This window comes from Actinomycetota bacterium, from assembly GCA_040905475.1.
GTDB lineage: Bacteria > Actinomycetota > AC-67 > AC-67 > AC-67 > DATFGK01.
Map to the genome: position 1 here is coordinate 1 of JBBDRM010000131.1, position 21,259 is coordinate 21,259.

Below are 21,259 nucleotides of genomic sequence, written 5' to 3' on the forward strand. Positions count from 1 at the left end.
ATGAGGCAAGTTGGTCAGAAGTCCACGAGGCCGGTGATTGTGCGACAGGCTCTATACGACGCCAGATCCATACGAGAAGCGGCCGCGCGGAGGATCGCAGCCGTTGCCCGCTCGCAGCACGGCGTTTTCACTCGCGCTCAGGCGCTCGCATGCGGCATGAGCCCCAGATCGATCGACCGGCGGCTGGTATCGGGGGTATGGGATCGTCTCTACCCCGGCGTGTATCGACTTGCCGGCGCACCCGCAACGTGGCGGCAATCGCTCCTCGCGGCCTGCCTGTCCTGGGGAGACGGTGCCACCGTCTCCCACCGCGCGGCAGCGGCGTTGTGGGAGCTTGCCGGCTTCAGGCCGGGCAGCATCGAGCTGACCGTGCCTCGAGGGCGGCAACGCGCGCGCGGCCATGTGGTCCATCGACCCTTGGCGCTGGCAGCCGTCGACGTGACGAAGATCGAAGCGATCCCTGTGACCACCGTGGCTCGCACCATGATCGACATGGCAGGACTCGAACGAGCAGAGGTCGTCGAAGAAGCGCTTGATGACGCTCTTCGGCGGGGGCTGCTGACGCTGTCGCGACTACGGTGGCGGCTGCGCGAGACCGGCGGTCGGGGCCGGCAGGGCACCCCTCTTATGGGAAGGCTCATCGACGCGCGCGCGAGTAGCTCCGCGGTGCCTCAGAGCGTGTTCGAGACCCGGCTTCTTCGGATCCTTCGCGGAGCGCGTCTCCCGATGCCGGCCATCCAGCACGAGGTTCGGACGCACCGCGGCTTGGCGACCCTCGATCTTGCCTACGTCGAGCAGCGCGTCGCGATCGAAGCGGATGGGTTCCGCTGGCATTCGAGCAGGCAGCAGTGGGACCGGGACCGCGCGAGGAACAACGCTCTTGCGATGCTCGGCTGGACGGTGATCCATGTGACGTGGCCGCAACTTCGCGATCGGCCTGACGAAGTGCTCGAAGCGATACGCGCGACGCTCCGCCGGGTGCCTTGAGCGCAGCGCCCTAGGAGGGCGCACGGGCGACCGCCAGCAGGTGGCTCGATGCGCCGAGCATCGCAGCCTCAGACTCGACGAGACGTGCCGCAGCGAGTATCGCGTCGCGCCGTGCGGGATCGCGCCATCGGGTCTCGAAGTCGGGGACGAGGAAGCCCGGACCTTCCACGTTGAGCACCGCATCCAGCTCGAAGCCCGCCTCGAGGATCTCTTCGCGCAATTCCTCAGGCCGATGGAGGTAGGCGGTGGTGAAGAGCTCGCCGTCGGCGCCGCGGAACACACCCGTCCGAACGCCGACCTCGACGACGCGAAAGACCTCGGGCTCGTGCAGCCGGTCGAGGCGCACGAGGAGGTCGAGCAGTGCGGCGAACCGCGAGATCGCCGCGGCGAAGAGCAAGCCCCCGGGCTGTAGCGCTCGCCGAGCTTCACCAAGGGCGAGCAGCCGGTCGCCGCGATCGACGAGGTGGTACAGCGGGCCGAGGAGGAGGACGGCGTCGACGGTAGCGTTCGCCAGGGGAAGCTTCCGTACGTCGCCGATCTCCGCGGTCACCTTCGGATGCGCGGCACGAGCCTGTTCAACGTGCAGCGCGATCGGATCGATCAGATGGACCCGATCCCCTCGCTCCGCGAGCCACGCGGCGTATGCGCCGGGCCCGCCGCCTACATCGAGGATCTCAAGCGGAGGCGGGCCAAGGTAGCGAAGGAGGATCTCCTGCGTGCGGGCGAGCTCGAGTGGACCGGATGGGAAGCCGCCAAGGAGTCGGCCTGCCTCGCCGCCACGCTCGTAGTAGGCACGGATCTCAGGATCGATCTCGTCCATGAAACGCTCTGGTCAGCCGGGATCGATGAGCGCGATGATCTTCGCCAAGGCCTCGTCCATCACCGTCGCAGGAGCGGGACCGAGCCGTTTCGCCCGACGGACCCGCCAGTCGAGGCTCTTGATCTGATCGCAAAGGACCGCCCCCTTCGCTCTCGACCCCTTCGGGAGCTCGACCTCGAACGGGTAACCCTTGACGTTCGACGTGATCGGACAGAAGAGAGCCAGGCCGACTCTGCGGTTGTACGTCTTCGGTGAGATGACCAGCGCAGGTCGACGTCCGGCTTGCTCGTGCCCAACTCGCGGGTCGAAGTGGAGCCAAACGATGTCGCCCCGATCGGGCACGTACTCGGCCACTACCAGACCTCTCGCCCCACAGGCGCGCCGGTCTCGATCGCGTCGTGGATGTTGTCCGGAGTGATCTCTTTCAGGAGAGATCGCAGCTCGTACTTCCGACGAGGGACCGGCCGAACGATGAGCTCGCCGCGCTCGACCGAGATATCGACCGTCGAACCCGCTTCGACCTGGGCTTCCTCGGCGAACGCCTTCGGGATACGAAGGCCGAGGCTGTTGCCCCACATCTGGATCCTTGTCTGCACCGGCGCCTCCTAGATATACATTGAGTATACATCCGCTGCAACGGGGCTCGTCGACGCGCCCGACGTGCGATCGTTCAGCCCTTCGGGAGCCCGAGCACGCGCTCGGCGATGATGTTCTTCTGGATCTCGGTCGTGCCGGCCGCGATCGTCGAAGAGCGGCTCTGCAGATAGGCGCGCTGCAGCGCTCCCCCGCCGACCCGCGCCGACTCCGGCCCCAGCAACAGATCGCTCCCCGCCATCCTCGCCCCGACAGCCGCCACCCGCTGGTCGAGCTCGCTCCAGAAGAGCTTCAGGAGCGAGCCCTCGGGCCCGGGCACATCGGTCTTGGCCAGCGTCGACAGCAGCCGGTACCCGAGAGTCCGCAGCACGTGGACCCGCGCGTAGACGTCGCCGAAGGCGCGCCGGACCAAGACGTCGTCGAGTGGACGACGACCGTCGGTCGCACGCGGCACCCGGCCGGTCTCGACCAGCACCTGCATCGCCCGGCGGATCAACGCCTGCAGAGCCAGCACGCCGGTTCGCTCGTACATCAGCGTCGAGACGGCGACCCGCCAGCCCTGATCGATCTCACCGAGGACGTTCTCGGCCGGCACGCGCACGTCGTCGAAGAAGACCTCGTTGAAGTGCACGTCGCCGGCGATCGTGACGATCGGCCGCACCTCGATCCGCGGCGTCGACATGTCCACGATCAGACAGGTCATCCCGGCGTGTTTGGAGCCGGAGTCGTCGGTGCGGACGTACAGCTGGCAGCGGTCGGCCTCGTGCGCGTCGGAGCACCAGATCTTCTGTCCGTTGACGACGAACTCGTCGCCGTCCCGCACGGCCTTGGTTCGAAGCGCCGCGAGGTCGCTCCCAGCGCCGGGCTCACTCATCCCCTGACACCAGATCTCGTCACCGGTACGGAGCGATGGAAGGTAGCGCGCCTTCTGAACCTCGGTTCCCGCCACGATCAGCGCCGGGCCGATGTTCGAAACGCCGATCTGACCGGCGATCAGCGGCGCGAGCGCGTTCGCCAGCTCCTCGTCGACGAGCGCCTGCTCGAACGCCGTCAGGCCACGCCCCCCGTACGCGACCGGCCAGGTCACGCCGAGGTAACCGGCGCGGGCAAGCTCACCCTGCCACCGCCGCCGGTACAAGAACGCTTCGTGCCGATCGGTCGGCTCGGGGTCGCGCGGCGTGTGCTCCGCGAGCCACGCGCGCACCTCCGTACGGAACGCCTCTTGCTCTTCGGTGAGCGAAAGATCCATCGCTAATCCTCGTCGACCACGTGCTCGGACTTGTACGAGGCGCGCGGTGTGCCGCCGCGCGCGACCCATTCGATCTCGACCTGGACGCCGAGCTCGGATGCGATCCGCTCCTGCACCTTGGCTCTGTCGACGGCGTCGTCTCGTTCGGGCTCGATGCGGACGATCAAAGACGGCTGCGGCTGCGACCGCTTGCGCACGAGCTGGAAGAGCGTCGCCGGACCCATCAGCGCGGAGAACTCGAGCATCGCGAGCTCCACGTCGATCGGCAACAGTTGCTTGTTGCCGACGCGCACGACGTCCTTGGCTCGCCCGTGCCAGAAGACCCGCGCGCTCGTCTCGCCGCATGCGCACGAATCGTCCTCGATGTGTACGACATCCTCGAGGTCGTAGCGGATGACGAAGTTGTCCCGCTCGAGCGTGGTCACGACGAGGTGGCCGCGCGCGCCCGGCGGAACCCGCCGTCCCGTCGCCGGGTCGACCGACTCGACGATGATCAGGTCCTCGCACATGTGCGCCCCGCGATCCTCGGCACACGCCGTGCCGAGATACGGGAAGGCGTCGGCGCCGGCCGACGCCGACCGGTACTGCGCTCGCGGGTCGGGCTCGGACGCGGCCATCCCGAGGTCGGCCTCGGGATCGAGCCCCATCTCCTTCGCGAGCTCGTAGTACTTCTTCCAGGCGCCCGGGAAGAACCGGTACTGGGTCGGCTTCACCATCTGGAACAGCTCGATCGCCTTGCGCATCTCGCGCTCGTCGTCCGGCGGCCCGACCGAGATCGTCAGCAGTCCGAAGTACTCCATCGCGCCACGGACGAGCGCCTCGCCGCCGTTGAGGTAGCCGGGATGCGCCGTCACGTAGATCCGGTCGCCGGGCCGAACGCCGGCGCGCCACTGGTTCCGCGCGTTCGCCTCGTAGTCGATCTCGAGGTCCTTGCGCGTCCAGAGCAGGATCGTCGGACGCCCCGAGGTTCCAGTCGTCGTCGCCATGCGCACGCAATCCGTCGCGACCGCGCCGCGATAGTCGCCGAACGGCGGATGCTCGGCCTCCGAGTCGCGAAGCTCCTGCTTCACGGTGAGCGGGACGCGCTGCAGATCGTCGAGCGACGCGATCCCGTCGCGCCCGACCCCAGCCGCATCGAGCTTCCGCCGGAAGAACGGGACGGGGACGTCGAACGCGCGCGCGACCTGACGGTCGAGCCGTTCGAGCTGCAGCCGAAGAAGTGCGTCGCGCGGAAGCGTCTGGATCTCGGGGTCCCAGTGCGCCCGGCCGGGGTCGGGCCCGGTCGACCGGGTCACGGCCGGCCCGCTCCCCATTCGATCGTCTTCAGCTCGATGTACTCGTGCAGCCCGTAGTCGCCGAGCTCGCGGCCCAGACCCGAATGCTTGAAGCCGCCCCACGCCCCGTGCGGGTTCATCGTCGGTCCCCCGCCGTTGATCGCAACCCGGCCGGCGTGGATCCTTCGCGCCAGCTCGAGCGCCCGGACGGGATCGGGATGCCACACGGACGCCGCGAGCCCGTACCGCGTGTCGTTGGCGATGGCGATCGCCTCGTCCTCGCCGTCGAACGGGATCACGACCGACACCGGGCCGAAGATCTCGTCCTGCGCCACGCTCATCGCGTTGTCGACGTCGACGAACAGAGTCGGCTCGAAGTAGAAGCCACGGTCGAGCCCGGCCGGTCGCGAGCCGCCGAAAGCGAGCTGCGCCCCTTGATCCAGCCCGGACCTGACGTATCGCTCCACACGCGCGCGCTGTGTGTCGCGGATCAACGGTCCCATCACGATCGAGGGATCGTGCGGATCCCCTACCGTGACGCGGTCCAGGATCGCCTTCATCGCGTCGACCAGCTCGTCGTGGACCGCTCGCTCCGCCAGCACGCGCGTCGTCAGCCCGCAGCCCTGCCCGGCGTGACGGATGAAGCTCCCGGCGGCCGACCGCGCGGCCTTGGCGACATCCGCACCGGCGAACACGATGCTCGGCGACTTGCCGCCGAGCTCGAGCAGGACCTTCTTCAACCCTTGCGCGGCCTGAGCCTGGATCGCTTGGCCGACCTGGTCGGAGCCGGTGAAGCTGACCATATCGACGGCCGGGTGGGTCGTGAGCGTCTCCGCCGCCTTGATGTCGCCGGTCACGACGTTGACCGTGCCCGGCGGCAGGCCGACCTGCTCGACGATCTCGGCGAGCGCGAACGCCTCGAGCGGCGTGTACGGCGACGGCTTCAGCACGACCGTGTTCCCCATCGCCAGCGCGGGGAACAGCTTCCACAGATTCAGGTACACCGGGAAATTGAACGCCGTGATCGCGGCGACGACGCCGGCCGGCTCCTTCACGATCATCCCTTGCCCGATGCCGCCGGCCGCGACGATCGGCGGGAGCGGCTCCATGTAGGGGAACGTCGCTGCGCGCTCGGCGAACCAGAACGCGTGGGACAGTGGCGCGTCGAACTGCAGCGACTCGGCGATCGGGCGGGCCGAGCCCGCCTCGTCGATGATCAGCTCGATGAGCTCCGCGCGGCGCGCGGCGATCGCTTCGGCGAACGCGACGAGGATGCGCGACCGCTCGGCGGGAGCCATGCGCGGCCAGGGCCCCTCGTCGAAGGCGCGGCGCGCGGCGCCTACCGCATCCTCCACGTCCGAGATCGACGCCTGCGGAACGGTGCCGATGACCTCTTCGGTGGACGGGCTGATGACGCTCGTCTCCTCGTCGCCGGTGCCGTCGACCCACGCGCCGTCGATGAAGAGCCGGTACGTCCTGAGCGCGCTGCTCATCGGTGGTTCGGCCCTCCCTCGCGGACCGGCGTGCTTATCCCGCGAATAAGATTAACTAGTTGACTATTTCCAGTCAACGCTACTACGCTAGCGGTTCCAGCGATGGTCGACGTCAAGGAAGAGTTCGAGCGAGCCACCGCGTACTCGATCACCGACGACGATATCGAGCGCGCCAAGCTACTGCTCGGGGTCGAGACGGCCGACGCCAGAGCCGAGCACCTCACCGAAGCCACCGAGGACGCGATCCGCAACTTCGCGCACGGCTACGGCGACGACAACCCGCTCTTCTGCGATCCCGACTACGCGCGCGAAACCCGATGGGGCGGACAGATCGCACCGCCGATGATCCTGACGTCCCTGAACGCGCCCCTCCTCGGTGACCCGATCGATCCCGAGCTCAAGAAGCGCACGAAGAGCTTGTTCAAAGGGATCCACGCCTTCGTTTCCGCCGGCGATTGGGAGTGGTTCCGTCCCATCCACCCCGGGGACCGCATCTACACGTTCGGCGGGGAGTACTCCCTCGAGGTGAAGAAGTCGGAGTTCTCCGGGCGCTCGGTGCAGCGGACGCTCCGGCGGGTTCATTTCAACCAGCGGGCCGAGATCGTCGCGACCGTGCGCATACTCATGATCCTCGCCGAGCGGAAGACGGCCAAGGAGAAGGGCAAGTACACAGACATCGAGCCGACTCGTTACACGGACGAAGACCTGGCCGCGATCGACGAGATCTATGCGCAGGAGCGCGCGCGCGGCGCTGAGACTCGTTATTGGGAAGACGTCCAGGTCGGCGAGCCGCTCCCGAAGATGGTCAAGGGCCCGCTGACCGTTACCGACCTCATCTGCTTCCATGCCGGCGGGTATGGCTTCACCCCGTACGCCCCTTCCGCCTCACGGCTCGCCTACAAGACTCGCCAACGCATCCCCGCCTTCTACGTTCCCAACGCGCAAGGCGTTCCCGACACGGCGCAGCGGGTGCACTGGGACGCCGACTGGGCCAAGGCGATCGGGAACCCGATGCCGTACGACTACGGCGCGTTGCGCGAGACCTACCTGCAGCATCTGCTGACCGATTGGATCGGCGACGAAGGCTGGCTGCTCACGCAACACGACGAGGTGCGGAGATTCAACTACGTCGGGGACACCCAGTTCATCACCGGCGAGGTCGTCGGAAAGCGGATCGACGGCTCGTCGTGCTCGGTCGAAGTTGAGATGCGCGCGACGAACCAACGCGGCGAGGTCACCGCGCCGGGCCGAGCGACGGTCCTCCTCCCGAGCAGGGAGCACGGGCCCGTCGTGCTGCCCGAGCCTCCGATCGAGGATCAACGCACCGCGGTTCGGATGCTCGAGCGGCATGCCGAGCTGGCCCACGAAGCGCGGAACGCGCGCCGGTAGGAGCCCAGGTGGATCTGGGTTTCAACGATCAACAGCAGATGCTCCGCGACACGACGCGGCGCTTCCTCGAGAACGAGGCGCCCGTGGCGCGCGCGCGTGAGCTCTTCGGCGACCCGATCGGGTTCGATCGAGAGCTCTGGCGGAAGGGCGCCGAGCTCGGGTGGAGCGCGCCGGCGATCCCCGCCGAGTACGGCGGCGGAAGCGTTTCCGGTCAGAGCGTGATCGATCTGGTGGCCATCGCCGAGGAGATGGGGCGTTTCGTGTTCTCCGGCCCGTTCCTCGGCACGAACGTCGTAGCGGCCGCGATCGCGGAGTTCGGATCCGACGAACAGCAGAAGGAGATCCTCCCGGGCATCGCCTCGGGCGACTCCACCGCGGCGTGGTGCTTCGCCGAGGCATCCGGGATCTGGGACGCCGACGGGATACGTACGACGGTCAAGCGAGACGGCGGCGACCTGCTGCTCGACGGCACGAAGATGTACGTCGACGGCGCCCGATCGGCGTCCTGGCTCCTGGTCACGGCGAAGGGCGACGACGGCGTGGTCCAGGTCGTCGTGCCCGCCGACCGGCCCGGCGTCGGCATCACCCCGCTCGAGACGCTCGACCCGACACGGCCGATGTGTGAAGTGATCTTCGACGGGGTTCGCCTCCCCGGATCCGCCGTTCTCGGCGACCCTTCGACCGCCGGATCGGCCGTCGAGCGCCAGATGCAGATCGCGCTGGTGCTTCTGTGCGCCGACAGTGTCGGCGGCGCCGACCGCGTGCTCGAGATGTCCGTCGGGTACGCGAAGGACCGCGAGCAATTCGGACGGCCGATCGGAAGCTTCCAAGCGATCAAGCACAAGGCGGCCAACATGTTGTTGTGGCTCGAGGCTTCCCGAGCGGCGACCTACTACGCAGCCCTGGCGGTCGAGGGCAGCCTCGACGAGGCACCGCTCGCCGTGAGCGCGGCCAAGTCCTATGTTGGCGAATCGGCCGGCGCCCTCGCCGAGGAGGGCCTCCAGATCCATGGCGGCATCGGGTTCACCTGGGAGCACGACATCCATCTGTACCTTCGCCGAGCGAAGAGCAACGAGGTCCTGTACGGGGATCCCGCCTGGCACAGAGAGCGAGTCTGCCGGATCGTCGGCGTCTGATCGCCGCCGATCCCGACGGCCTCCCCCTACGCTCGGCGATGCTCAGACCAATCGTTGCCATCCCTGCTGTCGACACCGAATCTCTGGACGGCAACGTTCAGCAAGATCAAAGCGGCGACGAACACCAGCAGCACAGTCACGGCGTTCTCCCAGCCTCGTGCCAACGCGTATCCATTCCATCGTCGGGTCGGGGACTTAGCCGCGGGTCGGTGCGAAGCGGCGACGCCGGGAAGAGTGGCCGCGAGATACGCGACCCACCTCCGCAGCGAGACGCTGCTCGCGGGCCTCCGACAGCAACTCGCAGCGGCGCAGCCGCGCGAGCTCCTCTGAGATGAACTGCATCTCCTCCTCCTTTCGCCTGCTCTGCTTGACTGGTCGGCGTGTCAGGGGCAAACTGTGTGATGGTCCTTACCATACCCGCTGGGAGACTAATGAGTCAAGCCAATTACGGTCCTTACATGGAGTGCTCGCTCGAGTTGGCCGTCGATCTGGTCAACAGCGAGAACCGTTTCTCCGGCCAAGACGACCTGACGGGACTGGACGAGCTCGCGGCATTCCTGGAACAGCACAAGATCAGCCGCACAGCGGAGCCAACTTCAGACGATCTCGAGCAAGTGCGCCGGCTTCGATCCACCCTGCGGGGCGTCTTCGAGGCCGAGGATCACGAGCGCGCGGTCGCCGTCTTGAACGGCCTGCTGGCGAAGTCGGGTGCCCGGCCGGAACTGACCAACCACGACGAGGGGCCGTGGCACCTGCACTACACGCCGCACCGCACCCCGATCGCTCCCAGGATCGCCGCCGAATCCGCCATGGCCCTTTCGGTGGTGATCGCCGAGGACGGATTCGAGCGCCTTCGCTCGTGCGAGGGCGACCGTTGCATGGACGTGTTCGTCGACGGGTCGCGGAACCGGTCTCGCCGGTACTGCAGCCCTCAGGTTTGTGGGAATCGAGCGAGCGTCGCCGCGTACCGAGCCCGGCTGAAGACCGCGGGCGCCGTCACGGACTGATCTCCCCTTGCCTCCCGCGCGCATGGGTGGCACCGTGAGGCGCCTACCGGGGAGGACGAGATGGACGCCAGTTCGGTACTCGCAGAAGTTGCCCAGGTCGCGGAGCGTTTCGCGGCCGACCGCCGCGAGCGGCAGCGTCGTCGCGAGCTCGACCCCGCCGATTTCGAGGAGCTCGCGAAGGCCGGCTATCTCATGACGGGCGTCCCTGCGTCCCAAGGCGGACTCTTCCAGAGCGTTCCGAGGTCCACCCGCGCCACGGCGGAGATCTTGCGTACGCTCGCGCGCGGAGACTCCTCGGTCGCGCTCGTTTCCTCGATGCATCCGTCGGTGCTCGCGTTCTGGATGGCGAGCGAGCAGGCGGACGAGCCGCATCGCACGGCCTGGGCCGAACAGCGCGCCGAGGTCGGACGCCTGGCATCCGAGGGCGCGTGGTTCGGCACGATAACCAGCGAGCCGGGCAGCGGCGGGGACGTCTCGCAGACGAAGGCGACTGCGCGGCCGGGCTCCGACGGAAACTGGATCGTGAACGGACAGAAGCACTTCGGAAGCGGCTCCGGGATCACCTCGTTCATGCTCACCGCTGCTCGTCCGGACGGCGAGGCAGAGCCCGATTGGTTCTATCTCGACATGCGGGGCGTGCCCTGGGACGGATCCCAAGGCGTGAAGCTGATCGCGCCGTGGGACGGGCACGGGATGACGGCGACCCAGAGTCACGGGATGGCGTTCACGGACTTCGCCGGCGCCTACCGGTCCGCGTGGCCGGGCAACTGGCAGGCGCTCTCGTCCGCGGCCGCGCCGTTCATCGGGTCGCTCTTCACCGCCGTGATCCTCGGCGTCGTTGAAGCGGCGATGGCGGAGGCCCGTCAACAGCTCGAGGGTAAGCAAGACTCGCTACACCCGTACGAACAGGTGGAATGGGCGAACGCCGAGATGGACGCCTGGCTCATGCGCCAGGCGTACGAGGGGATGCTGTACGCCGTGGAGAACGACCCCGTGCCGCTGCGCCCGGTTCTGCTCGGCAAGACGGCCGCCGCGCGGCTGGCCGAGGACTGCACGCGGAGGATCGCGCGCATCATGGGCGGCGGAACGTTCGCTCGCCACTCGCCGTTCGGCCACTGGTTCGAGGACGTTCGCGCCCTCGGATTCCTCCGACCGCCGTGGCCGCTGGCCTACGACGCGTTGATCGCCTCGGCGTGGACGGACTCCGGCTCGTACTTCGGACGGTGAAGGAGAAGCGGGGATCGGCCCGCGACCGGGTGCGTGCGTTCGCGCTCGCGCTGCCGGAGGCATACGAGGACCATCCCTGGGGTGAGAGCGTCGCCAAGGTGAACGGGAAGATCTTCGTCTTCTTCGGAACCGACGACCACGGATCGGACCGAGGGATGTCGGTCAAGCTCGTCGAGTCCAACGCGCAAGCGCTCATGGCTCCCGGCGCGGAGCCGACCGGCTACGGCCTCGGGAAGAGTGGATGGGTGAACGTCCCGTTCACGCGAGGAGCGCCGCCGGTCGGCGTGCTCACCGATTGGGTCGAGGAGAGCTACCGGCTCGTCGCCCCGAAGCGGGTGTCGGCGCTGCTCGACGACGCGGCCCCGGCGCCTACGCGAGCAGCGTCGCCTCGGCGACCAAGTGCACCGCGCCGCTCACGCGCGAGCGGCCCGGCGAAGCGTCGACCGCGATGAACGACGGGCGGCCGATCTCGGCGCCCTGCTCGATCTCCACGCGTAGCGTGCCGGCGCGCGCTCCGAGGTAGAGCCCGAGCGCGGCGGCCGCCATGCCGGTCGCAGGATCCTCGACCACGCCGAAGCCGGACCCGAAGAACCGAGCCTTGATCTTCCCCCGATCGAGCGGCGCGAAGCAGTAGACGCCACTGTGGATCCCGAGCGTCTGCGGTGCGACCAGCGCGGCCAGCACAGCCGGTGAGCCGATCGGGAACATGAGGAGCGGGACGGCCGGATCTGCGATCGCCGGAAGAAGGCGGATCGAGGCTGCGCCGAGCTCGCTCGCGTCGAACCCGAGCCGGTCGGGCGGCACGCCGAGGGCGTCCACGATCTCAGACACGTCCGGGATGTCGTCGCTCACCGAGCCGGTGCGCTCGAATCGCACACGATCGCCGTCGAACTCGACCGGCGTCTCGCCGGCGGGGCTGCGCTGGATCACGCGCTCACCGGCCACCGCACCGAGCTCGCGCAGGACCCACGCGGTGCCGAGCGTCGGATGTCCGGCGAACGGCATCTCCTCGGTCGGCGTGAAGATCCGGACGTCGTACCCGTCCGGACGTACGCCGGTGACGAAGGTAGTCTCCGAGAGATTCATCTCACGCGCGATCCGCTGCATCCGGTCCGGATCGATCGAGCCGGGGTCGGGGAAGACCGCGAGCGCGTTCCCGGCGAGCGGCTCGCGAGCGAAGACGTCGACCACGCGGTATCGGGCGGGCATCGCTTGAGCCTAACCGACGTCCGCCGGCGCCTCTCGGACTTTCGGCCGGGCCGAGCCGCTCCGGCCTTCGCCGTGCCATGCTTAGCCCGAGCGAGGAGGAAGCCATGAGCGATGTCGCGTGGACGGGCACACCAGTACGGCCGCACGGAGAGGCGATGGACAACGGCGCGGAGTCGCTGCCGTGGGGCGGACGGCGCGAGCGACTGCCGCTCAAGTGGCCGTTCGCGGAGGCCGTCGAAGGCTTCCGGCGGAAGGCGCTGGCCAACCCGGAGTACGACGCTGCCTCGACCTTCGTGTGGGGCCAGATGATGGCCGTCGGCCTCATCGAGGCGCTCAAGGCGGTCGAGGAACGGTTCGGCGCGGAGGGACACGACGTGTTCCGCGCCGCGCTCTCGCGCGTCGGCGACCGGATCGTCGCCGAGATGGTCGAAGGCGTCGAGCCTCCGGCGGACGCGACGCCGCCCGAGATCGCGAGCATGGTGGCCTCGTGGATCAATGAGGTGTGTTACGCGTCGATCGAGGCGCCACGGTTCGGTCCGGATAGCGCCGATTTCGACATCCATTACTGCCCGCACGAAGACGTGTACGGCGCCTTCGACTGCCGCGTGCAGCGCTACTACGTCGAGGGGATGATCGCCGCATCGCGCCGGCAGTTCGGCTCGTCGATGTTCGACGTTCGCTTCACGAGCACGATCCCTTCCGGTTCTCGCGTGTGTCATTTCGACATGTTCCCGAAGACCGACGAAGCGTCCGACGAGTGGAACGAATACTCAGATCGCCTGCGAAGCCGCGCTTTGACGATCGTCGACGTGACCTCGGAGAAGCGCGAGTCCTAGACCGCTCGAAGCGGGACAAGGTGCGCAAGCGTCGCCTCGTTTTGGTTGCCGCCTGACGCGTCCGCGGTCTAGGGTTCGTTTGTCCACGAGACGAGGGGGGATCTGCGCATGGTTCGGTCACGCGCACGTGTCCGGAAGCTCGCCGCCGTCACGGCGATCACGATGTTGCTCTCCATCGCGATCGCTCTGCCGGCGGCTGCGCGCGACGATGGAGATGCGCGAACCGCGTCGGTCAAGCTCGGCGGCGCGAGCGCCGTCTACATCGTCCAGCTGCTCGACGCCCCGGTTTCTTCCTATCGCGGAGAGACGCAGGGCTACGCCGCGACGCATCCGTCCGAAGGAAAGAAGATCGATCGCAACAACTCGGACGTGAGGAAGTACGTGTCCTATCTCGATGGACGTCAGAAGTCGGCACTGGACGCTGTCGGCGCCAAGAAGATCTATGGCTACCACTACAGCTTCAACGGGTTCGCCGCGAAGCTCACGCGCAAGCAGGTCGACACGCTCTCCAAGATGAGCGGCGTCGTCGCGATCCGCGCGGACGAGCGCAAGTTCCCGACCACCGACAACTCTCCCGAGTTCCTCGGCCTTTCGGGGAGCGGCAACATCTGGGACGACCTCGGCGGGCAGGGCGAGGCCGGTGAGGACATCATCGTCGGCGTCATCGACACCGGCATCTGGCCCGAGCACCCGAGCTTCGCCGGCGAGGACTACGACACTCCGCCGGCCGGTTGGAACGGCATCTGCCAAACCGGTGAGGACTGGACCGCGGACGACTGCAACAACAAGCTGATCGGCGCGCGTTACTTCTTCGAAGGATTCGGCGCCGGCGAAGACCTCGTCGACGAGGAGTACGCGTCCGCTCGCGACGCAGACGGTCACGGAACGCACACCTCCTCGACGGCCGCCGGTAACGCCGACGTGCAGCCGGAGCTGTTCGGCAGCGATCTCGGCACCGGGGTGCTCTCCGGCGTCGCGCCGCGCGCGCGCGTCGCGATGTACAAGGTCTGCTGGAACGACGAAGGCTGCTCCAGCGTCGACCTCGTGGCGGCGATCGATGCGGCCGTCGCGGACGGCGTCGACGTCATCAACTACTCGATCGGTTCCGACACGCCGGACCTGCTGTCTCCCGACGGCGTCTCGTTCTTGTTCGCGGCCGACGCCGGCGTGTTCGCCTCGGTCTCGAACGGCAACGCCGGGCCGGGCGCCGGGACCGGAGGCTCGCCCGCCTCGGTCCCGTGGGTAACGGCTGTGGGCGCGAGCTCGCAGGATCGCACTTTCGCCAACACCGCGACGCTGGGCAACGGGGCAACATACTCCGGCGCCAGCGTCACCAACGCACTGGCCTCGACGAAGCTGGTCGATGCGGCGAACGCCGGGAGCGAGCTCTGCCTCGTCGGCGAACTCGATCCCGCCAAGGTGGCCGGCAACATCGTCCTCTGCAAGCGCGGCCTCAACGCGCGCGTTGAGAAGAGCGAGGCGGTGGCCGAAGCCGGCGGTGTCGGGATGATCCTCTACAACGCGGTCTCGCCGCAGGAGATCGTCACCGACAACCATTTCGTCCCGAGCACGCACGTCGTGTTCGAGGACGGACTGGAGATCAAGGAGTACATCGCCGGCGCTCGCCGCAACGCGACCGCGTCGCTCAGCGCCGGAACCTTCACGCCGCAGCAGGCGCCAGACATGGCGGCGTTCTCCTCCCGCGGCCCCGATGGGGCGGCGCCGGACCTCATCAAGCCGGACGTCACCGCGCCCGGCGTGGTGATCCTGGCCGGTAACTCGCCGACGCCGTTCCTCGGCGCGCCGGGTCAGCTGTTCCAGGCGATCAGCGGAACGTCGATGTCGAGTCCCCACACGGCCGGCGTAGGCGCGCTGCTCCGCCAAGCACATCCGACGTGGACGCCGGCCCAGATCAAGTCGGCGCTCATGACGACGGCCTACCAGGACGTCAACAAGGAAGACGGCACGACGCCCGCGGATCCGTTCGACATGGGAGCGGGTCACATCGACCCCACCCCAGCCAACGATCCTGGGCTCACCTACAACACCGGTTTCGTCGACTACTTGGCGTTCCTGTGTGGTGCGGGGGCGTTGAATCCGAACGGATCGACGTGCAGGCGAGCTGGCTCGGTCGACCCAAGCGACCTCAACCTCGCGTCGATCGGGGTGGACGGCCTTGCAGGGATCCAGACCGTCGCCCGTAAGGTCACCAACGTCGGCCCGGCCGGCACCTACAACGTGACGGTCGACGCTCCCCCAGGCATCAACGTCGAGGTCACTCCTTCGACGTTGAACATGGCGCCGAGGAAACCGGCAACGTACACCGTGAAGTTCACCAACGTCAGCGCTCCCTCCGATGTGTGGACCTTCGGATCGCTCACCTGGAGCAACGGAACGCATGACGTGCGCAGCCCGATCGCGATCAGGCCCGTCCCGCTATCCGCGCCCTCGGAGCTTTCGCTCACGGGCACATCGGGCTCGCTCGACTACGACATCACGTTCGGATTCACCGGCCCGTTCTCGGCCGACCCGCATGGCTTGATCCCCGCGGCGACCGAGGCCGGCAACGTCGTCGACGACCCGGCGAACGACATCAACACGGCACTCGAGACCGGCGTCGGGATCACGTCGCACACCGTCTCGGTTCCGGCGGATACCCGGCATCTGCGGGTGAGAACGATCGACGGTGAAACGGACGGAGCGGACGACCTCGACCTCTACCTGTTCGATCCCGACGGCAACTTCGCCGGCTTCAGCGCCGGAGGCACCGCCGAGGAAACGATCGACCTCACGTTCCCGGTGCCCGGCGATTACGAGGTCATCGTCCACGGCTGGCAAACCGACGGACCCGATTCGAACTACACCCTCTTCAACTGGGTCCTCGGGGATGCGGCCGCGGGCAACATGACCGTGACCGGGCCGGCGGCAGCGGTATCCGGCGAGACGGCGACGCTCACCCTCGGGTGGTCGGGCCTCTCGGCCGGCGTGCGCTACTTCGGCACCGTGAGCTACGCGAGCGGTGTCGAGGAGGTCGTATCGACGCTGGTGAGCATCACGGGCTGACGTCGTTCGGAGGAAGCATCGAGGGGGTGCCCGCGGGCACCCCCTCGACGTTGTTGATTGACGGCTACGACTTCGTGAACACCAGGAGGAACTCCAGCACACCTTCGTCGGAGGTCTGCGCCGGTCCCCCGCTCGGGTTCGGGATGTCCCACTCCTCGAAGACGATCGGGATCGACCCGCCGACTTGGATCGACCCACCGTTCCGGCGACCGGTGAGCTCCACCGTCACCGTCTTGGTCGTGCCGCGCAGGGTCAGCTCCCCGGTCGCCGTCGTAGTTCCCTGGACGCCTTCGGCCGGCAGAGCGCTCAACTCGATGGGCGACGAGAGGACGAAGGTTGACGTCGGGAAGGACGACACGTCCATGATGCGGCCGCGGAACTGGCCGTCGCGGCGGCTCTGATCGCTCGTGACCGAGGCCATATCCACGGTGAAGCTCGCTTCCGAGACCGTCGTCCCGCTCAGCACGAACGATCCTGTGACCTTGTTCGTGCGGCCCGCGGCCTCCTTGCTCTGACCGAACAGGATCTCTTTCACGCGATACCCGACCACAGAGTCACTCGTAACGTTCCACGTTCCGTCGATCGTTGCGGGTGCGGCGACGGTCGGAGCGTTCGTCGTGGTTCCGATCGTGAGCACCGGCGGCGCATCCTCGGCGATGAGGTTGAAGTACAGGAACGGCCCGCCGACGACACCCGCTGCGGCGACGATCCCTCCGATCACGAGCCGGCGCTTCCAGCGACCTGTCATGTTCTCGTCCCCACTGTGTCGTGTCGATCTCGTGATGCGATGTTAGGAAAGGGGCCTGTGAGGGTCCTGAGGCTCCGCTTCGATCTTGCTGTGGGATCTGCCGGCGTCGAGCGGGATCGAGACGACGAACCGCGCGCCTTCCCCGGGAGCCGTCAGCACAGAAACGTTCCCATCGTGCGCACGCACGATCGCGGCAACGATCGACAGTCCGAGCCCCGCGCCGCCGTTGTCGCGCGAGCGCGCCGGATCCACGCGGAAGAACCGATCGAAGACCTTGGCGGCGTTCTCCGCGTCCAGCCCGGGTCCCCCGTCGGCGACCGTCAGGATCGCCGCGCGATCTTCACGCGCGACGCGCACGCGCACCGGCGTGCCGCGCGGTGTGTGCTCGAGCGCGTTCGAGAGCAGGTTGGCCGCGACCTGGCGCAGCCGCGCCTCGTCGCCTTCCAGAAGTACCGATCCGAGCCGCTCGAGCTCGATCGAGCGGTCGGGCTGTACGGCGCGCGCATCCTCGACCGCGTCTGCGGCGATCTTCGCAAGGTCGACGGGCATGCACTCCAGCGGCCGGCCTTGGTCGAGGCGCGCGAGAAGCAGGAGCTCCTCAACCAGCGTGCCCATCCGGGCCGACTCGTCCTCGATGCGGCGCATCGTCTTCGCGAGATCCTCGGGCCGTTCGTCGGCGCCGTGCCGGAACAGCTCCGCGTACCCGCGGATCGAGGTCAGCGGGGTCCGGAGCTCGTGCGAGGCGTCGGCCACGAACCGCCGTAACCGGGCCTCGGACGCCTGCCGCTCGGTGAAAGCCGCCTCGATCCGTTCGAGCATGACGTTTAGCGCGCGGCCGAGCCGCCCGACCTCCGTCCGCTCGTCGGCAGGCTCGACGCGTCGCGAGAGATCGCCGTCGGCGATGTGCGCCGCCGTGTTCTCGATCTGGGTGAGCGGGCGAAGCCCGAGCCGGACGAGCCACAGCGCCAGAGCCGCGACGCTCGCCAGGACGGCGACGGTCACGATCCCTTCGACGAGGAGCAACTTCTGGAGCGTCGCATCGACGTCCTCGAGGGGGTGTGCGACGACGATCGTCCCGCCGCCGTCCTCGTCGGCCGAGGCGAGAACGCGGTACCGGCCGGCATCGGAGCCGGCGGTGAAGAGCACGCTCACACCCTTGCTCTTGGGCGACGACGAACCGGGGAGGCCGGAGGGCAGCTCGGGGACGGCGCCGACCGTCCCGAAGCCGAACGATCTCGTCTCGACGACGTTGCCCTCTGCGTCGAGTCTCGCGGCGTAGGTCACGGGGAACTCCTCCCGACGTCCGTCGGGCGAGGGCCCGCCGAAGTCGGGACGGCCCGGACCTACTCCGCCCGGCGGCACCCGGGGATCGAACGCACGGTCGGCGACTCCGCGCAGTTGATCGTCGATCCGGCCGACGAGGTTCGACCGGAGCATGACGTAGGTCGCCGCCTCGGCCGCGACGAGCCCGAATGCCACGAGGATCACGCTCGCGAGGAGCAGCCTGCCCCGGAGCGAAAGCGGTTTCATGTTCGCGGGAGCCGCAAGCAGTATCCGACTCCACGGACGGTCTGGATCAACGGAGGGTCGAAGCGATCCACCTTCTTGCGGAGATAGCTGACGTACGTCTCCACGACGTTGACGTCTCCCCCGAAGTCGTAGTTCCAGACGTGGTCGAGGATCTGCGCCTTCGACAGAACGCGGCGGGGATTCTGGAGAAGGAAGCGAAGAAGCTTGAACTCCGTCGCGGTGAGCTCGATCTCGTTGCCGGCGCGCCAGACCTCGTGCGTCTCCTCGTCGAGCTCGAGGTCGGCGACCGCCAGGCGCGCCGCGCGCTGCGCGGGCCCGTTGGAGCGGCGGAGGATCGCGTGCACTCGAGCGATCAGTTCGTCGAGCGAGAACGGTTTCGTCACGTAGTCGTCGCCGCCGAGCGTGAGGCCGCGGATCTTGTCGTCCGTGCCGTCGCGGGCGGTGAGGAACAGGATCGGGACCTTCTCGCCGGCAGAGACCAGCCGGCGCGCGATCTCGAAGCCGTCCACGTCCGGGAGCATTACGTCGAGGATCATCAGATGCGGGCGGAAGGTTCCCACCGCCTCCTGGGCCTTCCGCCCGGAAGTCGCCGTCTCCACGTCGAACCCCGCGTACCGCAACGCGGTCGCGACGAGGTCGGTGATGTTCTCCTCGTCGTCCACCACGAGCACCCTGGCCTGGTCGTTCACCTCGTTTCCCACCTCCCACGCCGATGGTAGAGACGTTTCCTGGGAGCTGTCTGAGAACGCCCTGTGGGGTGACTGACAGGTTTCCCAGGTCCCCGATTCACAGGATCCTCCCAGGCGGACCGCACCCAGATCCCAGGCTCGACTGATTGGCTTCCTCGAGACGCCAAACGCGATCGGGAGGGAAGACAATGTCGAGCTTGAGCTACGCGAAGAACGAGCTGCGGCGCCGGCTTGGGCGGACGGTGCTGACCGCGTTGGGCCTCGCCGCGGGAGTCGGGCTGGTCATCGGCATCATCGGCGTGTCGCAGGGACTCGACGACGCCCAGCAAGAGGTTCTCGCGCCGCTCTCCTCGATCGGCACCGACATCCTCGTCACGCGCGTCGCGGGCTCCACGGCGGCGAGCACGACCACCGATCCGACCCCGACCGCGACGGCGACGCCGCAGCAGAACGGAGGCGGCGGCGGGTTCTTCGGCCCCGGGATAGGCGGCGGGCCCGGCGGCGGGCCCGGCGGCGGCCAGAACGAACTCCTCAACGACGAGGACACCGCCGCGTTGCTCGAAGAGAACTCCAACCTCCTCACCGACCTCGCGAACCTCGGCGACCCGGGCGATCAGTTCACGCGCGATTTCTTCCTGTCGGCGACCCTGCTTAGCTTCCCGGGCGACGCGCTCGAGACCGTGGCCGCGATCGAGGGCGTGACCTCCGCCACATCCGGCCTGACGCTCCTCGTCCAGCACCAGACCGGGACCGTGCCGGAGATCGTCGCCGAGATCGAGACCGGCGGGGAGACGATCACGGCCACCGTTCGCCCCGAGCCGATGACCGAGGCAGAAGAGGAAGCGTTCCGCGCGTGCGTCCAGGAGAACGGCGGCTTCGAGGCGCCGGCGCCCGGCTCCGGGCCGCCAGGCGGCGGCGCGGGCGGCGGCCGGTTCTCCGAGTGCCTCCCCAAGCGCTTCACGGAGTACCAGGCTTCGGTCATCACGCCGCTCCGCACGATCCAGCAGGTCGTCAACCCCCCGACGACCGACATCCAGACGACGAGCTACACCGCGGCCGGGATCGACCCCGCGAGCCCCGACGCCGGCCTGGTCACGCGTGAGCAGCTCACCGAAGGCCGCTGGATCGCCCAAGGCGCCACGACGGACGTGCTCGTGGCGACCGCGTACGCGAACAAGAACAGCCTGAAGGTCGGCTCGACGATCCCGATCAACGGCAAGACGTACACGGTCGTCGGGCTGGTCGACCCGACGCTGACGGGCAACACCGCCGACATCTACTTCCCGCTCACGACGCTCCAAGAACTGTCCGGGAAGGACGGCCGGGTGACGCAGGTGCTCGTGAAGGTCGAGGACGCCGGATCGGTCGACGCGGTCGCCGAACAGATCTCCGAGGCGCTTCCCGGCGCGCAGGTGGTCACTACGGCGTCGCTCGCCGACCAGGTGACCGGAAGCCTGAAGGACGCGAAGAACCTCGCGAGCCGGCTCGGCGGCGCGCTCGGCGTGATCGTGCTCGTCGCCGCCTTCGCGATCGCGGTGCTGCTGACCCTGTCCTCGATCGCCAAACGGGTCCGCGAGATCGGCACCCTGCGCGCGATCGGCTGGAGCAAGGCACGCGTCGTCCGGCAGATCCTCGCCGAGACCGTCGGCATCGGCGTCCTCGGCGGCGTCGCCGGAATCGGTCTGGGGTTCGCAGCCGCGTGGGCCGTAGGGCAGTTCACCCCCGCGCTTTCCGCGACGAGCTCCGGTGTGCCGGGGTTCACGGGGTCCACCTTCTCGCAGCTCTTCGGCCAGGCCGCGGAGGCGGTCTCGAAGACCTCGACGATCCAGCTGTCGGCGCCGGTGCGCCCGATGACGCTCCTGCTCGGTGTGGCGTTCGCGGTGATCGGCGGACTCCTCGCCGGCGCGGTCGGAGGCTGGCGCGCGGCCCGGCTCTCTCCCGCCGAAGCCCTGCGCACGATCGGCTGACCTCCCAAGGAGATGATCATGAGCCAGAACGGACACGAACC

Annotated in this window: 20 protein-coding genes; 9 read left to right on the forward strand and 11 right to left on the reverse strand. The window is 68.1% G+C overall.

Annotated features, from left to right (window positions below; genetic code table 11):
- Entirely contained in the window at positions 1-987 is a 987-nt protein-coding gene (locus WEB06_15855; protein MEX2557088.1) for a type IV toxin-antitoxin system AbiEi family antitoxin domain-containing protein, read from the forward strand.
- Between the two features lie 10 nt (positions 988-997).
- Here WEB06_15855 and WEB06_15860 read toward each other — a convergent pair whose 3' ends face one another.
- The 6 genes from WEB06_15860 to WEB06_15885 form a co-directional block, all read right to left on the reverse strand.
- A complete protein-coding gene (locus WEB06_15860) occupies positions 998-1,807 on the reverse strand; it encodes a class I SAM-dependent methyltransferase (protein ID MEX2557089.1) in 810 nt (269 codons plus the stop codon).
- Between the two features lie 12 nt (positions 1,808-1,819).
- Entirely contained in the window at positions 1,820-2,167 is a 348-nt protein-coding gene (mazF, locus tag WEB06_15865; GenBank protein MEX2557090.1) for an endoribonuclease MazF, read from the reverse strand.
- On the reverse strand, positions 2,161-2,403 hold the full coding sequence (locus WEB06_15870) for an AbrB/MazE/SpoVT family DNA-binding domain-containing protein (protein MEX2557091.1): 243 nt from the start codon (positions 2,401-2,403) through the stop codon (positions 2,161-2,163). Before WEB06_15870 ends, mazF begins: the two co-directional genes overlap by 7 nt.
- A 74-nt stretch (positions 2,404-2,477) precedes the next feature.
- A complete protein-coding gene (locus tag WEB06_15875; GenBank protein MEX2557092.1) occupies positions 2,478-3,650 on the reverse strand; it encodes an acyl-CoA dehydrogenase family protein in 1,173 nt (390 codons plus the stop codon).
- A 2-nt stretch (positions 3,651-3,652) separates the two neighbouring features.
- Complete coding sequence (locus WEB06_15880) at positions 3,653-4,945, reverse strand: hypothetical protein (GenBank protein MEX2557093.1); 1,293 nt, start codon at positions 4,943-4,945, stop codon at positions 3,653-3,655.
- Positions 4,942-6,417: an aldehyde dehydrogenase family protein gene (locus tag WEB06_15885; GenBank protein ID MEX2557094.1), complete on the reverse strand. Its 1,476-nt coding sequence runs from the start codon at positions 6,415-6,417 to the stop codon at positions 4,942-4,944. Before WEB06_15885 ends, WEB06_15880 begins: the two co-directional genes overlap by 4 nt.
- 102 nt (positions 6,418-6,519) lie before the next feature.
- On the opposite strand from WEB06_15885, the gene WEB06_15890 reads away from it, so the two are divergent.
- Together WEB06_15890 and WEB06_15895 are read left to right on the forward strand one after the other, a co-directional pair.
- Positions 6,520-7,806, forward strand: coding sequence for a MaoC family dehydratase N-terminal domain-containing protein (locus WEB06_15890; protein ID MEX2557095.1), 1,287 nt, complete (start codon positions 6,520-6,522; stop codon positions 7,804-7,806).
- Positions 7,807-7,814: 8 nt separating this feature from the next.
- Positions 7,815-8,942 (forward strand): acyl-CoA dehydrogenase family protein, encoded by a 1,128-nt coding sequence (locus WEB06_15895; protein ID MEX2557096.1) that lies wholly within the window; start codon positions 7,815-7,817, stop codon positions 8,940-8,942.
- A gap of 195 nt (positions 8,943-9,137) precedes the next feature.
- On the opposite strand, the gene WEB06_15900 is transcribed toward WEB06_15895, so the two are convergent.
- A complete protein-coding gene (locus WEB06_15900) occupies positions 9,138-9,284 on the reverse strand; it encodes a hypothetical protein (protein ID MEX2557097.1) in 147 nt (48 codons plus the stop codon).
- Between the two features lie 116 nt (positions 9,285-9,400).
- Here WEB06_15900 and WEB06_15905 point away from each other — a divergent pair, with 116 nt between their 5' ends.
- The 3 genes from WEB06_15905 to WEB06_15915 are packed head-to-tail and all read left to right on the forward strand — an operon-like array spanning position 9,401 to position 11,628.
- The gene (locus tag WEB06_15905) at positions 9,401-9,949 is read left to right on the forward strand and encodes a CGNR zinc finger domain-containing protein (GenBank protein MEX2557098.1); all 549 of its coding nucleotides are present in this window, start codon (positions 9,401-9,403) and stop codon (positions 9,947-9,949) included.
- Positions 9,950-10,009: 60 nt separating this feature from the next.
- The gene (locus tag WEB06_15910) at positions 10,010-11,176 is read left to right on the forward strand and encodes an acyl-CoA dehydrogenase family protein (protein MEX2557099.1); all 1,167 of its coding nucleotides are present in this window, start codon (positions 10,010-10,012) and stop codon (positions 11,174-11,176) included.
- On the forward strand, positions 11,173-11,628 hold the full coding sequence (locus tag WEB06_15915) for an MmcQ/YjbR family DNA-binding protein (protein ID MEX2557100.1): 456 nt from the start codon (positions 11,173-11,175) through the stop codon (positions 11,626-11,628). The genes WEB06_15910 and WEB06_15915 overlap by 4 nt, the downstream gene beginning before the upstream one ends.
- On the opposite strand, the gene WEB06_15920 is transcribed toward WEB06_15915, so the two are convergent.
- Positions 11,546-12,385: a PhzF family phenazine biosynthesis protein gene (locus tag WEB06_15920; GenBank protein ID MEX2557101.1), complete on the reverse strand. Its 840-nt coding sequence runs from the start codon at positions 12,383-12,385 to the stop codon at positions 11,546-11,548. The two genes, WEB06_15915 and WEB06_15920, sit on opposite strands and share 83 nt — an antisense overlap.
- Positions 12,386-12,489: 104 nt before the next feature.
- Between WEB06_15920 and WEB06_15925 the strand changes: the two genes are divergently transcribed.
- Together WEB06_15925 and WEB06_15930 are read left to right on the forward strand one after the other, a co-directional pair.
- A complete protein-coding gene (locus WEB06_15925; GenBank protein MEX2557102.1) occupies positions 12,490-13,221 on the forward strand; it encodes a hypothetical protein in 732 nt (243 codons plus the stop codon).
- 108 nt (positions 13,222-13,329) lie between these two features.
- Complete coding sequence (locus WEB06_15930) at positions 13,330-16,284, forward strand: S8 family serine peptidase (protein ID MEX2557103.1); 2,955 nt, start codon at positions 13,330-13,332, stop codon at positions 16,282-16,284.
- Positions 16,285-16,348: 64 nt separating this feature from the next.
- On the opposite strand, the gene WEB06_15935 is transcribed toward WEB06_15930, so the two are convergent.
- Genes WEB06_15935 through WEB06_15945 form a run of 3 tightly spaced genes read right to left on the reverse strand, consistent with a single transcriptional unit; the run spans position 16,349 to position 19,251 of the window.
- Positions 16,349-17,032, reverse strand: a complete 684-nt coding sequence (locus tag WEB06_15935; GenBank protein MEX2557104.1) for a YceI family protein — start codon at positions 17,030-17,032, stop codon at positions 16,349-16,351.
- Positions 17,033-17,074: 42 nt separating this feature from the next.
- Positions 17,075-18,562 carry a HAMP domain-containing sensor histidine kinase gene (locus WEB06_15940; GenBank protein MEX2557105.1) on the reverse strand — a complete coding sequence of 496 codons (1,488 nt, stop codon included), beginning with the start codon at positions 18,560-18,562 and terminating at the stop codon, positions 17,075-17,077.
- Positions 18,559-19,251 (reverse strand): response regulator transcription factor, encoded by a 693-nt coding sequence (locus tag WEB06_15945; GenBank protein MEX2557106.1) that lies wholly within the window; start codon positions 19,249-19,251, stop codon positions 18,559-18,561. Before WEB06_15945 ends, WEB06_15940 begins: the two co-directional genes overlap by 4 nt.
- A gap of 197 nt (positions 19,252-19,448) precedes the next feature.
- On the opposite strand from WEB06_15945, the gene WEB06_15950 reads away from it, so the two are divergent.
- Entirely contained in the window at positions 19,449-21,218 is a 1,770-nt protein-coding gene (locus WEB06_15950) for an ABC transporter permease (protein MEX2557107.1), read from the forward strand.
- Positions 21,219-21,259: the final 41 nt, after the last annotated feature.